Below are 14,876 nucleotides of genomic sequence, written 5' to 3' on the forward strand. Positions count from 1 at the left end.
CGCCGTTCAAAAGTGCTGACTGGCCCGGACTATAGTAGTATTTCAGTGTTCCGGGAAATATGGGATGGTGCGGCACAGGTGTAGTGGGCCACCCGAGAAACGTAGGGTAGACCACTACACCTGTGCCGCACCATCTTACCTTTCTCAGATGCTCCGGGACAAGTATGGTGGGGCACCCGAGAAACTCAAGGTGCTCCAGAACAAGTGTTTTAGGTTATCCGAGAAACTCAGGGCGGCCCGCTACACTCGTAGTGGGCACCCCTAGAAACCTGGGTCGCCCCGGCCCAGGTTTCTAGGGGCAGCCCGAAAACTGCCGGTACCTGGTTCCGGCAGTCTCACAGGTTAGCCCTATTCTCCCGACGACTGTTCGGCCTGCTACGGAACAATTTACCCTTGCGCTGTTGTCGTTCAGGCAAGCGGGGCTGCATGCAGCCTCCGCGGCTATATTGCGTATCTTTCCGAGGGGTCCGCACTGGGCTCTTTTAGTTATTGGAGAAAGAATCTGTGCCTGTAACGACTACGAATGCGCCGGCCCTGGAGCAGGTCCTGGCGCAACTGGATGCCTTTAAGCGGAAGTTCTACCTGAACCTGCTGGTGCGCGGCGCCCTGGTGGCGGGCGGGTTGCTGCTGACGCTGTTCTTGGTGTTCAACACCCTGGAATATTTCCTCTACCTGCCCACCTGGGTGCGGGGCGGGCTGCTCTTTGGCTTCCTGGCCCTCACCGCCTACGCCTTCGGGCGCTGGATCTGGCAACCCCTAGCGGCCCTTACCAACCTGCGGCGCCTGCTCAGTGACGAGCAGGCCGCCCAGCGCGTGGGCGAATTATTCCCCCAGGTGCAGGACAAGCTACTCAACGCGTTGCAGCTGCAGGGTCAGGCCCGGGAAAATGAGCTGATTGCCGCCAGCCTGGAGCAGCGCGCCGGCCAGCTCACCGGCCTGGAGTTTTCGCAGGGCATCAACATCAAGAACCAGAGCCGGCCGCTGTGGAAATACGTGGCCGTGCCCGCCAGCACCATGCTGCTCCTGCTGCTGGTATACCCGGCTCTGTTCGTGCAGGGCACCGACCGGATTTTCCACTTCGACCGCGCCTACTCGCCGCCCGCGCCGTTTAGGTTTATCGTCGAGAACAAGGATCTGAAAGCTTTCAAGGGGGAAAGCTACGAGCTGGCCGTAACGGTGGAAGGCGAGGCCCTGCCCAACGAAATCAACATCGTATACGGCGGCCGGGAGCGGCACCTGACTAAGCAAAGCAGCAACACGTACACCTACGAGTTCAAGCAGCTGCAGCGCGACGTGGAGTTCCAGCTGGCCGCCGCCGGTTTCACCTCCGACGACTACGACCTGCTGGTGCGCGAGCGGCCCAACCTGCGCGACTTTGCCGTGCACGTCACCTACCCGACCTACATCGGGAAGCCCGCCGAAACCATCCGCAACACCGGCAATCTGACCGTGCCCGAGGGCAGCACCGTGCGCTGGGAGTTCAGCACCGCCGCCACCGACGAGCTGCAGCTGCTCTTTACCAACCCCAACGAAACCGTGACGGCCACCGAGTCGGGCGAAGGGTTTGAAACCTCGCGCCGCATCCTGAAAAGCCAGGAATACGCCGTGCGCCTGCGCAATGCCGCCAGCCTGAACCGGGACCCAATTCAGTACCAGATAACGGCCATTCCGGACCTCGTGCCGGAAATTACAGTCGAAAGCTTCGCCGATACTACCTCGTTGCGCTATCTGGCCCTGGGCGGCTCAGTGCGGGATGATTACGGCCTGAGCCGCCTGCAGCTTTACTACCGCGTGACCTCGAAAGCCCGCCCCAACCGTCAGGACAGCGGAGCTAACGGCAACTACAAGGCCCGCGCCATTGCCCTGCAGAATGGCCCCAACCAGAGCTATGCCTACCAGTGGGATTTGGCCGCGCTTAGCCTGAAGCCCGGCGACCGGGTGGAATACTACCTGCAGGTGTGGGACAACGATGGGGTGCACGGCCCCAAGTCGGCCCGCACGCGGGCGGCGGAATTCAAACTGCCCTCCACGAAAGAGCTGCGGGAGCAGATGAACGCCCAGTCGCAGTCGGTGCAGAACCAGCTGAGCCAGGCGGCGGAGAAATCCAAGAAGCTGGAGCGGGAAATGGCCAAGACCGAAGACAAGCTCAAGACTAAGCGCAACCTCAACTTCCAGGACAAAAAGCAGCTCCAGGACATGCTCCAGCAAAAGGAGCAGATGGATCAGCAGCTGGCCGACATGAAGAAGATGTTTGAGGAGCTGACCCAGAAGCAGGACCAGCTCGACCCCAAAAGCGAGGAGCTGCGCGAGAAGGCCGAGGAGCTCAAGAAGCTGATGGACTCGTTGCTCGACCCCGAAACCAAGAAGCTCTACGACCAGCTGAAGAAGCTACTGGATGAGCAGAAAACACCCGACGCCCAGCTCCAGAAGATGCTGCAGCAGCTCGAAAACAAGGAGAATACCCTGCAGAAAGAGTTGGAGCGCGCCCTGGAGATGTTCAAGCAGCTGCAGTTTGAGCAGAAGATGGAGCAGGCCACCGAAAAGCTGGAGCAGCTGGCTCAGGAGCAGGAAAAGCTGGCCGAGCAAACCGAGAAGAACGACAAGCAGGACCCGGACAACAAAGCCAATAACCAGGAACAAAAAGCCAAAAACGAGCAGCTTAAGCAGGAGCAGGCCGAAAAGCAGCAGGAGTTCCAGGAGGTGAAAAAGGAGCTGGAGGAGCTCAAGAAGATGGACGAGCAGCTGGACAACCAGAACGGCGCCGACGACATGAAGCAGGACCAGCAAGACGTGGACCAGCAGCAGCAGGACAGCCAGGAGCAGCTTTCGAAAAACCAGAACAAGAAAGCCAGCCAGAGCCAGAAGCAGGCCGCCCAGAAGATGCAGCAGATGGCCCAGAAGATGAAGCAGCAGCAGGAGGAAGACCAGGACGAGCAGCAGCAGCAGAACATCGACGACCTGCGCGACATCCTCGACAACCTCATCACGCTCAGCTTCGACCAGGAAAACCTGATGAAGCAGTTCCGCTCCGTCGACCAGACCGACCCGCGCTTCGTGCAGCTGGGCCAGAACCAGCGCAAGCTCAAGGACGACGCGGCCATCATTCAGGACTCCTTGTATGCCCTGGCCAAGAAGGTGTTCCAGATCAAGTCGTTCGTGACCCGGGAAGTAGGGGAGATGAACGGACAGATGGATGAGTCCCTGAACCAGATTCGGCAGCGCAACGTGGGGCGGGCCACCAATAGCCAGCAGCTGGCCATGACCAGCATGAACAACCTGGCCCTGATGCTCAACGACGCCCTGCAGCAGATGCAGCAGGAGCAGCGCGAGGGGCAGCAGAGTCAGCAGAGCGGGGGTAAGCCCGGCGGCAAAAAGAAGAAGAAAGGCAGCTCGCCCGGCGCCGGGCAGATGGGCAAGATGCAGCAGCAGCTCAACCAGCAGATTCAGCAGCTGCAGCAGAGCGGCAAGACCGGCCGGGCTTTGTCCGAGGACCTGGCCAAACTCGCGGCCCAGCAGCAAATGCTCCGGGAAGCCCTCAAAGAGCTCGATAAACTGCAGCAGGGCAGCAAAGAAGGCAAAGGCCAGAACGGTGCGGGCGGCACTGGCGAATTGAAGAAATTAATGGAACAAACCGAAACCGACCTCGTAAACAAGCGGCTAACGGAGCAAACCATTTTGCGCCAGCGTCAAATCATGACCCGTTTGCTGGAAGTCGAGAAATCGGCTCGGGAGCGGGACCAGGATGACAAGCGTGAAGCGCAGACCGCCCAGAACCGCCCGCCGGTATTTCCGCCCGCTTTTGAAAAGTATAAGCAGCAGAAAAACAGGCAGACAGAGCTGTTACGAACCGTTCCGCCGGCCCTCACGCCCTACTATCAGCGAGAGGTAAGTGAATATTTTCAGAAAATGAAATAGCGTTCCGCTAATTTTACCGCTCTGCTCCCCATTACATACCTATGAAACAGGTTAAAATTCAGATTCCTTCGCTCGTAGAAAATATCCGTGTCGTAGAAAGCTTTATCGACAACTCCAAGGATACGTTTCATATCGAGGATGATATCTATGGCAATATCATGGTCGCCGTCACGGAGGCCGTGAACAATGCTATTCGCCACGGCAATAAGTTCGACAAGGACCGCAACGTGTATTTGTCGCTGTATGTCGACAAGGACCGCGTGAAGTTCGAGGTAGAGGACGAAGGGGAGGGTTTCGACTACACCGACCTGCTCGACCCTACTGCGCCCGAAAACCTGGAAAACCCCGGTGGCCGCGGCATCTTCCTCATTCGCCACTTGGCCGATGAGGTAGAGTTCACCAAGGACGGCCGCAACGTACAGCTCACCTTTATGCTGTCACCGGCCGAAACCGACGAATCTTCCGAAACCGATACCGTTTCCACCGAAAACGCGGCATGAACCAGCACCCTCCCGGAACGGAAGATGAAATGAATATGGGCCTGCCCGAAGACTCGCACGAGTCCGACGGTATCGAGTTTCTCGTCGAGGACGTGGACTTCGAATTGGCCGAGGCCGAGGCCCTGACCTCATGGATTGAGCGTATTGCCCAGGTGCACGAGCATAAAATCGTGCAGCTGACCTATATTTTCTGTTCCGACGAGTACCTGCACCGCGTCAACGTCGAGTACCTCGACCACGATACGTATACCGACGTCATCACCTTCGACAATGCCGACGACGCCGACATCATCGAGGGCGACATCTTCATCAGCGTGGAGCGGGTGCGGGAAAATGCTCAGCAACTGGGCGTCACGTTCCACGACGAGCTGCACCGGGTGATGATTCACGGGGTGCTGCACCTGCTGGGCTACGCCGACAAAGACCTGCTGAGCCAGACGGCCATGCGCAAGAAAGAAGATTACTGCCTGTCTTTGCGCACCTTCTAAAGCGGTAATTGGTCGATATCAAAACTGATTTTAACGAAAACGCCCGCAGACCTGCGGGCGTTTTTTGTTTATTAGTAAAAGGATACCTCGGCGCAGATGGTGGCCATGCCGTACTTGGCCCCGTTTAGCAGGATGTCTTAATTCCGTGTTTCATGTCGGCCAACTCTTCGCCCATTCTTGCTATTCCCGGCCAGGCGCTGGATTTTTACCTGAGTCAGGGCTACTACCGCATGCACCAGGACCTGTTTACCTGCCGCTTTCTGCCGGTAGAGGATGGCCTCTACTCCGTGCACTGGCTACGCCTGGTGCTGGCCGATGTGCAGTATGGGCCCGAACAGCGCCGCCTGCAGCGCCTCAACGAGCGGTTCTCGGTTGTGCTGCGCCAATTCCGGCTCACGGCTGAGCTGGAAGCCCTGTATGCCGACTACCGTCGCTCCATCACCTTCGACGCGCCGCCCACCGTGGAGTCGTTTCTGCTGGCCGGGGCGACGCACAACGTGTTTGATACCGGCGTGGTGGAAGTGCGGGACGGCGCCCGGCTGATTGCGGCCGGCATTTTCGACAGCGGGGCCCGGAGCATGGCCGGCATCATGAACTTCTACCACCCCGACTACCGCAAATACAGCCTGGGCAAGTACCTGATGCTGCTCAAGCTCGACCACGCCCGCCGCCAGCAGTATGCCTACTATTACCCCGGCTACCTGGCCCACAACTACCCCAAGTTCGATTACAAGCTGTTTCCCTGCCCGGCCGCCACGGAAGTATTCGACTGCCTGAACCGGTGCTGGCTGCCCTACTCGCGGGAGGAAGTTGGCCGCCAATCGGCTGAGCTGCTGGCCGGATGGCAGCAGGAGGACACCGGACGGTACGACGCGTAGAAAACAAGGCACCACGTAAAAAACAGGATTACTACCTATCTTTGCCCACGTTCTGAGCACGTTGCGTTAGGCTGCCAAGCCCGAAGCTAAAGAACCGCCCGCTGTTTCACTTGAAGCGGAGGCGGTTTTTCTGTTTTACCGCCTACGGCACGAAACGCCCTTTTGCGCTGTTCATCCGAACAGTCCTTAGCCTTCAATCCCCACTGCCATGTTCCAGCAGGAAGAATACGATGTTATTGTAGTAGGTGCCGGCCACGCTGGTTGCGAAGCTGCCGCCGCAGCCGCCAACCTGGGCTCCAAGGTCCTGCTGGTCACGATGAACATGAACACCATTGCCCAGATGTCGTGCAATCCGGCCATGGGTGGGGTGGCCAAGGGCCAGATCGTGCGCGAAGTGGATGCGCTGGGCGGGCAGTCGGGCATCATCACCGACAAAACCATGATTCAGTTCCGGATGCTGAACCGCTCGAAAGGCCCCGCCATGTGGAGCCCCCGAGCCCAGAGTGACCGGATGCGCTTTGCCGAGGAGTGGCGCAACACCCTGGAGCAAAACCCGAACGTAGACTTCTGGCAGGAATCGGTGACCGGCGTCGTGGTGGAAAACGACACGGTGGTGGGCGTCAAAACCCAGCTCGGCATCGAGTTCCGGGGCAAGTCGGTGGTGCTCACCAACGGCACTTTCCTGAACGGCCTGATTCACATCGGTGAGAAAAACTTCGGCGGGGGCCGCGCCGCCGAGAAGAAAAGCACTGGCATCACCGAGCAGCTCCTGGAGCTGGGCTTCGAGACGGGCCGCATGAAAACCGGCACCCCGCCCCGCGTGGACGGCCGCAGCTTGGACTACTCTAAAATGGAAGAGCAGGCCGGCGACGAAACTCCCAGCAAATTCAGCTACCTCGACACGCCCGCGCTTCTCAAGCAGCGCCCGTGCTACATCACCTACACCAACCAGGAGGTGCACGACATTCTGCGCGAGGGGTTCGAGAAGTCGCCGATGTTCCAGGGCCGCATCAAGGGCCTGGGGCCGCGCTACTGCCCGAGCGTGGAGGACAAAATCAACCGCTTCGCCGACAAGGACCGCCACCAGATTTTTGTGGAGCCCGAAGGCAGCAGCACCGTCGAAATGTACATCAACGGCTTCAGCAGTTCTTTGCCCGAAGACGTGCAGTACCGCGCCCTGCGCAAGATTGCGGGCTTCGAGAATGCCAAGATGTTCCGCCCCGGCTACGCCATCGAGTACGACTTCTTCCCGCCCACCCAGCTCAGCCTGACGCTGGAAACCAAGCGGGTAAAGAATCTTTACTTCGCGGGCCAGATCAACGGCACCACGGGCTACGAGGAAGCGGCCTGCCAGGGCTTGATGGCCGGTATCAACGCCCACAACAAGGTGCACGGCCGGGAGCCGTTCATCCTCAAGCGCAGTGAGGCCTACATCGGCGTGCTCATCGACGATCTGGTGAACAAAGGCACCGACGAGCCCTACCGCATGTTTACGAGCCGGGCCGAGTACCGCATTCTGCTGCGCCAGGACAACGCTGACCTGCGCCTCACGCCGCTGGGCCACGCCCTGGGGCTGGCCTCGGATGAGCGCATGGAGCGGGTGCAGCGCAAGCAGCAGGAAACTGCTGAAGTGGTGAAGCTGCTGAAAAACTTCGCCATCGAGCCCGCCGAAATCAACGGCCTGCTGGAGGAGCTGGGCTCGGCCACGCTGCACGAGCGGACCCGGGCCGTGAACCTGCTGCGGCGCCCCAACCTGGAGCTGGAGCACCTGACGCGCACCTTGCCGGCTCTGACCTTGGCCCTGGGCCAGTACCAGCCCGACAGCCTGGAGCAGGCCATTATTGCCATTAAGTATGAGTCCTACATCGAGAAGGAAAACCAGCAGGCCGCCCGGGTGGCCGAGCTGGAAAACTTCGTGATTCAGGGCCGCCTCGACTATAAGCAGATGCCGGCCCTCTCGCACGAGGCCCGGGAAAAGCTGCTCAAGGTGCAGCCCGAAACTCTGGGCCAGGCCGCCCGCATCAGCGGCGTGTCGCCGGCCGACGTTTCGGTGCTGATGGTGTACCTTGGCCGATAATTGAGAACTCAGAGCTCCGAGCTGAGAAGTTAGATGCGGAAATGCCCCTGGCGCTCCGACTGGCTTCCGAGTTCGGAGCTCTGAGCTCTTACTTCTTAATTCAAAAAAGCGTGTCCTACGAACGATTAGAATCCTGCCCGGTCTGCGGCAAAACCGAGTTCCGCAACAAGCTGGTGGTAGAAGACAAGTCGGTGAGCAAGGAAAGTTTTGCCATCGTGCAGTGCCTGGGCTGCACTTTCCAGTTTACCAACCCGCGCCCCGGCATCGAGGCCATCGGGCGCTACTACGAGTCGGACGACTACGTTTCGCACAACAGCACGGCCACCGGCGTCATCAACCAGGCCTACAAAGTCGCCCGGTTTTTTACCATGCGCCGCAAGGTGGCTTTGGTCAATAAGCTAGCCCCGCGCAAGGGCAAGCTGCTGGATTACGGCTGCGGCACCGGCCACTTTCTGGCCACTGCCCGCTCCAATGGCTGGCAGGTAGCCGGCGTGGAACCTAACGCCCGCGCCCAGCAGGAAGCCACCGAGCGGGTAGGCCAGCCCATCGGCAACGAAAGCCTGGTTCAGTTTGAAACCGGCTCGTTCGACGCCATTACCCTCTGGCATGTGCTCGAACATGTACACAACCTGAACGAGACGCTGCAGCAGCTCGTGCGCCTGCTCAAGCAGGACGGCGTGCTCATCATTGCCGTGCCCAACGTGGACAGCCTCGATGCCCAGCACTACCGACAGGACTGGGCCGCCTATGATGTGCCGCGCCACCTCTATCATTTCAGCCCCAAAACCATGAAGCTGCTGCTCAAAAAGCACAAGCTCACGGTGCCCGAAACTCTGCCCATGCCCCTGGATGCCTATTACGTGAGCATGCTCAGCGAAAAGCACCGGGCCGAGCGGGGCGGCGGGCTGATGAACGTGCTCAAGGCCGGCTACAAGTCCAATAAGTACGCCGAAGAACACGAAGGCCTGTATTCGAGCGTTATCTACGTGGCCCGTAAGCGCTAAAGCCATGCGTGCCGCCATGCTGCTCTTGCTGGGTGGAATGATGCTCGGGGCGGCCGGCGCCCGGGCCGGTAGGGCAGGGGAGGGGCTAGCCACTTCAGGGCCAACGGTTTCGGTGTCGGCACCCCGGCCGCTTCTGCCACCCGACACCAGCCGCAAGGCCCTCAGGCCCGACTCGGTCGTGGCCGATATGCCCGCGGTAGTGCTGGCTGAAGACGAGAAGCCCACGCGCAAAACCAGCATTCGTATTGTCTTCGCCATTGCTCTCCTTACCGTCACCACGCTTCTGCTGTATAATGTCCGCTCGCGCTAATCTGCTTTTCCTGCTTTCCGGCGCGGCCGCTCTGGCCGGGTGCGCTTCCATCAGCTCTCCCGAGGGAGGGCCGCGCGACGTGACGCCACCCAAGCTGACGGGCACCTCGCCCAAGAACGGGGCCGTGAACGTGACCCAGCAGACCGTGCGCCTGGAGTTTTCGGAAGGCGTGCAGCTCAAGGACCTGAGCAAAAACCTGATTGTGGCCCCCGTGCTGGGCGACGGCGACGAATACAAAATCAAGGAGGAGCGCACGGCCATTTCCCTGGTGTTCGACAAGCCGTTTCAGCCCAACACCACCTACACCTTCAACTTCCGCGAGGCCGTTACCGACATCACCGAAAACCTGCCCGCCCAGAACGTGCAGGTCACCTTCAGTACCGGCACCCGCCTCGACTCGGGCTCGGTGCGTGGCACCGTGACGCAGCTGCTCAGCGGCGCCCCGGCCGGAGAAGTAGCCGTGATGCTCTTTCCGGAAGCCGATACGGCCAACATTCGCCGCAGCAAGCCCTACTACCTGAACCGCACCGATAAGTCGGGCGCTTTTGCCCTGCAGAGCCTGAAAGTAGGGCGCTACCGGCTGTTTGCCCTGTCCGACAAAAACAACAGTGGGCGCTACGAGGAAGGGGAGCAGATTGCCTACCTGCCCGAGCCCATTACCGTGCGGCCCGGCCTCGACTCGCTGCGCCTAGTGCTGGTGCGCCCCGACGCCCGCCGGCCCATTATTTCCAGCCAGCAAGGCAGCCCCACGCAGTTTAAGATTTCCTTTGGGGAAGGTCTGCGCCAGGCCCGCCTCTCGGCCGTGGGTGCCCCAGCTCCGGCCGCCGGCGCTACTGCCCCTGACCCGCTCAACGAAGCCCTGCTGCTCGGCGACCGGGGCCGGAGCGTAACGCTGTTCCGGACTGCCGCTTTGCCTGAGGGCCGCTACGTGCTGGCCGCCACCGACAGCGTGGGCAACACCGGCCGCGACACCATCAACGTGAAGTTTCCGGGCACAATTGCGCCCGGCGCCCGGCGCACGGCGGGCTACAGCATCGTGGGCGGTTCGCGCGAGGTGTACCGGCAGGGCCAGGTCAAGTTTCAGTTTGTAGAGCCCTTGCGGGCGTTTCCCAGGCAGCCCATCGGCACGCTGCTCGAAGACTCGACTACCCGCAAGCCCATTCGGGTGCCGCAGGAAGCTACTCTGAGCCCCGACCGGACACTACTGACGATAAATCTGAATACCAAAGCCAAGAAGTCGGTAACTCTGACGCTGGACTCCACGGCCGTTACGTCTATTGCCGGGCAGCGCCTGGGCCTGAAGCCCCTCCGCCTGCTCGTGACGGAACAGTCGCCGGTGGGCAGTGTGGCGGGCACGATTCAGACCAAGTACACCAGCTTCCAGCTGCAGCTGCTCGACCAGAACGGGCAGGTAGCCGGCGCCCTGGAAAACCCGCGCAATACGTTCCGCTTCGACAACCTGGCCCCAGGCACCTACCGCCTGCGTGTGCTTATCGATGCTGATGCCAACGGCACCTGGCGCGGCGGCGACCCTAAGTTCATTCTGCCCGCCGAGCCGGTCTACCTGGCGCCCCAGCCCATTCAGGTGCGGGCCAACTGGGAGATTGAAGACGTGAAGCTGGCTTTCTAAAGCGGCCCTGCACAGCGCACGGTTACCTACGGCCCCGGATGCTTTCTGCGTTCGGGGCCGTAGTGCGTTTGGCCTTGTCCCACTCACTTTCACCGGGAGCATCTTATTACAGCTTATAGCTCCCGACGCAGCCGGCGGCTGCCCACTTGCGGCTGCCGTACGCAGCGGGCTTAGGAGCCGCGCGCCGGGCAGAATAACGCTAGGGGTGCAGAAGGCCGCTGTCGGCTGTGCGGATTGCTGAGCGGAGCCCACAAAGACCCGGAAATGAGCTATCCACATTAGGGGCTTTCAGAATCAGCCGACTACGTGCTTTCCACATTTTTTTCCACAGCCATACCTAGCGCTTTGCCTATGTAGGCAGTAATCTGTGGATAATGCTGGGGAAACGTGGGGATAACCCGTGGAGAAGTTGCGGATAAGTTTTTTTGCCCGCGCGGCAGCCAGCACAGAGGCCGATATCCACACCGGGAGCGTGGATAAGGGTGGATAACTTTCCCCGGAAAATACCCTAATCCACATCCATCGGAACATGTGAATTGTGGATTCGTGGATAACGCTGTTGATTGTGAATAATAGACGCAAGTAACTGAAAACAACAAGTTTACTATCCACACACCCTGTTGATAGACGGTGCATAAACCCCATCTTGTACACAAGTTATCAGCCCTGTGTATAACTATATTTTCTTATCCACTTATGAACACCCCTAACGAGTGGGGATTAAAAAGATCTTTTAAATAAATTCTTTTCAAAAGTTATTAACCCTGTGGATAAGCTCGGCCGGCTTTCAAAAAAAGAAAAGTCGGGTTGGCTTGTCAGGAACAGGCCGCCGGCAGATCCGCTGCTCGGTTGCGCCCAACTTGCCGACGGCCGATACGCCGGCTTTATCCAGCAGCTGGCCGGGCGCCACATCAGGCACAGAGCCGGGACAAAAGCACCGGGCTTAGGCTGCAGTAGCGGGTAGGTCAAACGTAGGGCAATTCGGCGGGCTCCCGCAATGCGTTACACCAACCCGGCGTTGGGCGGTACCACTCCCCTGTCTGCTGGTGTAAGGGCCGGTTTGCCGCTGCCCGGCCGGCTACTTTTCCTACGGTGGAGGAAAGCCTGGTTCCTCTTGCATTGGGCCGGGGCTTTTGCCGCAGAAAACCGTTGATAGGCAGCCAGATAACAGCAGGGAGTTATGCACTTTTCCACATGCTGCCTTGTGGAAAAGTGCTGGGGCTGGCCGGGCCGGGGCATTTGCGCGTATACAGTCTCCCACCCGCCCCGCTCCTGCCATGCCCTTCGATTATATGCTCGACTTTAAGGCCACCGACTTTCGTCGGCACCCCGAGCTCTACCGCGTGGGCAAGGGTGAGCAGGGCGTACTGCTGGTCGAGCCCTACAAGTCGGAGATTCTGCCGCACTGGCGCTTTCGCACGCCCGACGTGGCCCGGGAGTCGTCGGAGCAGATCTACCGGCTGTTTCTCGACTATCTGGAAGCCGATGACTTCGTGGGGGCCGACATGGCCCGCAAGTTTATTCAGATGGGCTTCACTCGGGCCCGGCGCTACGCCAACCACCGCGGCGGCAAGAAGTACGACGGACCCGTGCCCGACGACAAGAAGGGGCAAAGCGGGGCCCACGGCCGGGCCGAGCTGCCCCGCTCGCCTGAGGACCCCGAAAAGGCGGCCGCTGCGGCCATTTTCAAGGCCAAGTGGGACGAGGCCAAGGTGCACCCCGACTACGTGCGGCAGCGGGCCGAATTTGAGGCCCGCTACGGCAAGTGAGTCTTGAATACCTACCTTTAAACCTGAATTCAGATTCTGAACCGAATTCCCAACCAACCACCGAACCAAATCAGCTATGCAGACCTCCCAACCACAACACAGCAGCACGGAAGAAAACGAAATCGTGCTGGGCACCGGCATGGGCCCGCTGAAATTCGGCGCCACCCAGGATGAGGTGCGGGCCCTGATGGGCGAGCCTGAGGAAATCGAAGAGTCGGAAGACGACGACGAGTTTGAGCACCAGGCCTGGAACTACCTGGAGGAAGGCTACTCCCTGTACTTCGACCGGGAAGACGACTTCCGCCTGAGTTGCATCGAAACTGACCACCCCGGCCTGCGTATTTTCGGCCAGCCGATTCACGGCAAGTCCGTGGACGAGATTCAGGAGCTGATGCGCCAGAACGGCCTCGAGTCGACGGAAGTGGAGCGCATGGATACCGGCGAAACCCGCCTCTCCTACGAAAAGGAAATGATTGACCTTTACTTTGATGAGGACCAGTTGCAGTTCGTCAACTTCGGCGTCTTTATCAGTGATGACCTTGACGTTCAGTGGCCTGCCTAAATCTGAGTTATCCACAAAATTATGGCTTTTGCCTGTGGATAAGTTGATAAGTGCCTAATAACCCGGGGTTTTAGCGGATAAAGTCACCGAATCGGGCTACTTCCGCTATTTGGCATGGCCCTTACAAAAACTTCGGACAATAAAAAAGCCGACCCGCAATGGGTCGGCTTTTTTTGTATGATTCAAGGAAAGCTCGGCGTTAGATAAGAGCGCGGAACAGCAGAAACAAGCCGCCCGAGAGAAACATGGTTACCGGCAGGGTCAGGACCCAGGCCAGGGCAATATTACGCACCATCTGGGGGTTCAGATTCTTGATGCCCCGGTTGGCCACCATGGAGCCGGCAATGGCCGACGACAGTACGTGGGTGGTAGAAGAGGGCAAGCCATAGGCCGTCGAAACGCCAATCATGGTGGCGGCTACCAGCTCGGAGGAAGCGCCCTGGGCGTAGGTCAGGTGCTCCTTACCGATACGCTCCCCAATGGTTTTCACGATGCGCTGCCAGCCGATCATGGTGCCGCAGGCCAACGACAGCGACACGATGAGCAGCACCCAGGAGGGTGCGTAGTCGGTAAAGTTCTTCATGTTCTTGATAGCCTCGTCGTAGGTGGCACGGTCGGCGGTGCTCAGGCTCACCTTGTCGCTGCCGAGCAGGGCCTTGGCGCGGTTGGCCGTCAGCAGGATGCCCTTGCGGATTTTGAAACGGTCTTCCGTAGGCAGCTGTTGCACGCTGGTTTTGCCGGCGAAGATGGCATCCAGGCCATCGGTCTGGGCTTTGATTTCGGCCAGGGCTTTCTGGTCAGCGGGGCTCAACTCGGCGGGATTTACCTTGCTCATCACCTGCTCGATCTTGACCAGGGAGTCGCGCATGTCAAGCGGGTTCTTGGTGTGGTCGAGGGCGAAGTAGCTGGGCACGACGCCAATGAGAATCAACATAATCAGGCCCACGCCTTTCTGTCCGTCGTTGGAGCCATGGAAGAAGCTTACCAGCGTGCAGGTCGCAATCAGGATCAGGCGAATCCAGACGGGTGGGGGCTTGCGCTTGTGGGGCTCCCGGAAGATGGATTTGGTCTTCACAAAGCGCTTGAGCAGAAACATCATGATGATGGTCAACGAGAAGCCGAACAGCGGGCCTACCAGCAGCGCAATACCGGTTTCGCCGGCTTTGCCCCAGTTTACGGCTGCGTTCGACGATTCGGGCAGGAAGCTAAAGGCGATGCCCACGCCCAGGATCGAGCCAATCAGGGCGTGCGAGGAAGATGAGGGCAGGCCGTAGTACCAGGTGCCCACGTTCCAGATGATGGCCCCGATAATGAGGGCGCCCACCATGGCAATGCCGTGGTACACGTTCTGGTCAACCAAGCTTTCGACGGGCAGCAGGTAGACGATACCCATGGCTACGGCAATACCGCCGGAGAATACCCCGATGAAATTCCAGAAGGCCGACCACACTACCGCTACCCAGGGCCGCAGGGCATTGGTGTAAATGACGGTAGCCACGGCGTTGGCCGTATCGTGGAAACCGTTAACGAATTCGAAGGCGCAAGCTGCTACCAGACAGGCTATTAGCAGCAAAAGCACATGAGGCTCTAAGCCAAACATAAAAGGGGAATTAATGGGAAATCGGTTTTCATCACTCCAAAGGTAGAGGGACCTTTAAGCGGGGCAAGATTATGAAATTGTTACGCCAAAGTTGGGTATTGCCCGTTTGCATGCGCTTAACGCAGGAACCGATTTGGGGTTGG

At 59.4% G+C, this 14,876-nt stretch carries 11 protein-coding genes; 10 read left to right on the forward strand and 1 reads right to left on the reverse strand.

Translation table 11 applies throughout. The annotated features are described in order from the left end of the window. The first annotated feature begins 504 nt into the window (after positions 1-504). From LGH70_RS21155 to LGH70_RS21200, 10 genes are all read left to right on the forward strand, one after another. Complete coding sequence (locus tag LGH70_RS21155; protein ID WP_226189797.1) at positions 505-3,915, forward strand: DUF4175 family protein; 3,411 nt, start codon at positions 505-507, stop codon at positions 3,913-3,915. Positions 3,916-3,956: 41 nt separating this feature from the next. Further along, on the forward strand, positions 3,957-4,415 hold the full coding sequence (locus tag LGH70_RS21160; protein ID WP_226189798.1) for an ATP-binding protein: 459 nt from the start codon (positions 3,957-3,959) through the stop codon (positions 4,413-4,415). Beyond that, positions 4,412-4,903: an rRNA maturation RNase YbeY gene (ybeY, locus tag LGH70_RS21165; RefSeq protein WP_226189800.1), complete on the forward strand. Its 492-nt coding sequence runs from the start codon at positions 4,412-4,414 to the stop codon at positions 4,901-4,903. The genes LGH70_RS21160 and ybeY overlap by 4 nt, the downstream gene beginning before the upstream one ends. A gap of 152 nt (positions 4,904-5,055) precedes the next feature. Further along, on the forward strand, positions 5,056-5,781 hold the full coding sequence (locus tag LGH70_RS21170; protein ID WP_226189802.1) for a GNAT family N-acetyltransferase: 726 nt from the start codon (positions 5,056-5,058) through the stop codon (positions 5,779-5,781). A 208-nt stretch (positions 5,782-5,989) separates the two neighbouring features. Further along, entirely contained in the window at positions 5,990-7,858 is a 1,869-nt protein-coding gene (gene mnmG / locus LGH70_RS21175; protein WP_226189804.1) for a tRNA uridine-5-carboxymethylaminomethyl(34) synthesis enzyme MnmG, read from the forward strand. A 110-nt stretch (positions 7,859-7,968) separates the two neighbouring features. Further along, positions 7,969-8,862: a class I SAM-dependent methyltransferase gene (locus tag LGH70_RS21180; protein ID WP_226189805.1), complete on the forward strand. Its 894-nt coding sequence runs from the start codon at positions 7,969-7,971 to the stop codon at positions 8,860-8,862. A gap of 4 nt (positions 8,863-8,866) precedes the next feature. Next, positions 8,867-9,172, forward strand: coding sequence for a hypothetical protein (locus LGH70_RS21185; protein ID WP_226189806.1), 306 nt, complete (start codon positions 8,867-8,869; stop codon positions 9,170-9,172). Next, positions 9,156-10,802, forward strand: a complete 1,647-nt coding sequence (locus tag LGH70_RS21190) for an Ig-like domain-containing domain (RefSeq protein ID WP_226189807.1) — start codon at positions 9,156-9,158, stop codon at positions 10,800-10,802. Before LGH70_RS21185 ends, LGH70_RS21190 begins: the two co-directional genes overlap by 17 nt. A 1,277-nt stretch (positions 10,803-12,079) precedes the next feature. Continuing rightward, a complete protein-coding gene (locus LGH70_RS21195) occupies positions 12,080-12,571 on the forward strand; it encodes a DUF4385 domain-containing protein (RefSeq protein ID WP_226189808.1) in 492 nt (163 codons plus the stop codon). A gap of 76 nt (positions 12,572-12,647) precedes the next feature. Beyond that, positions 12,648-13,133: a hypothetical protein gene (locus tag LGH70_RS21200; RefSeq protein WP_226189809.1), complete on the forward strand. Its 486-nt coding sequence runs from the start codon at positions 12,648-12,650 to the stop codon at positions 13,131-13,133. Positions 13,134-13,332: 199 nt separating this feature from the next. On the opposite strand, the gene LGH70_RS21205 is transcribed toward LGH70_RS21200, so the two are convergent. Continuing rightward, positions 13,333-14,733, reverse strand: a complete 1,401-nt coding sequence (locus LGH70_RS21205) for an inorganic phosphate transporter (RefSeq protein ID WP_226189810.1) — start codon at positions 14,731-14,733, stop codon at positions 13,333-13,335. Positions 14,734-14,876 lie beyond the last annotated feature (143 nt).

It is taken from the genome of Hymenobacter nitidus, from assembly GCF_020447315.1.
Taxonomy (GTDB): Bacteria; Bacteroidota; Bacteroidia; order Cytophagales; family Hymenobacteraceae; genus Hymenobacter; species Hymenobacter nitidus.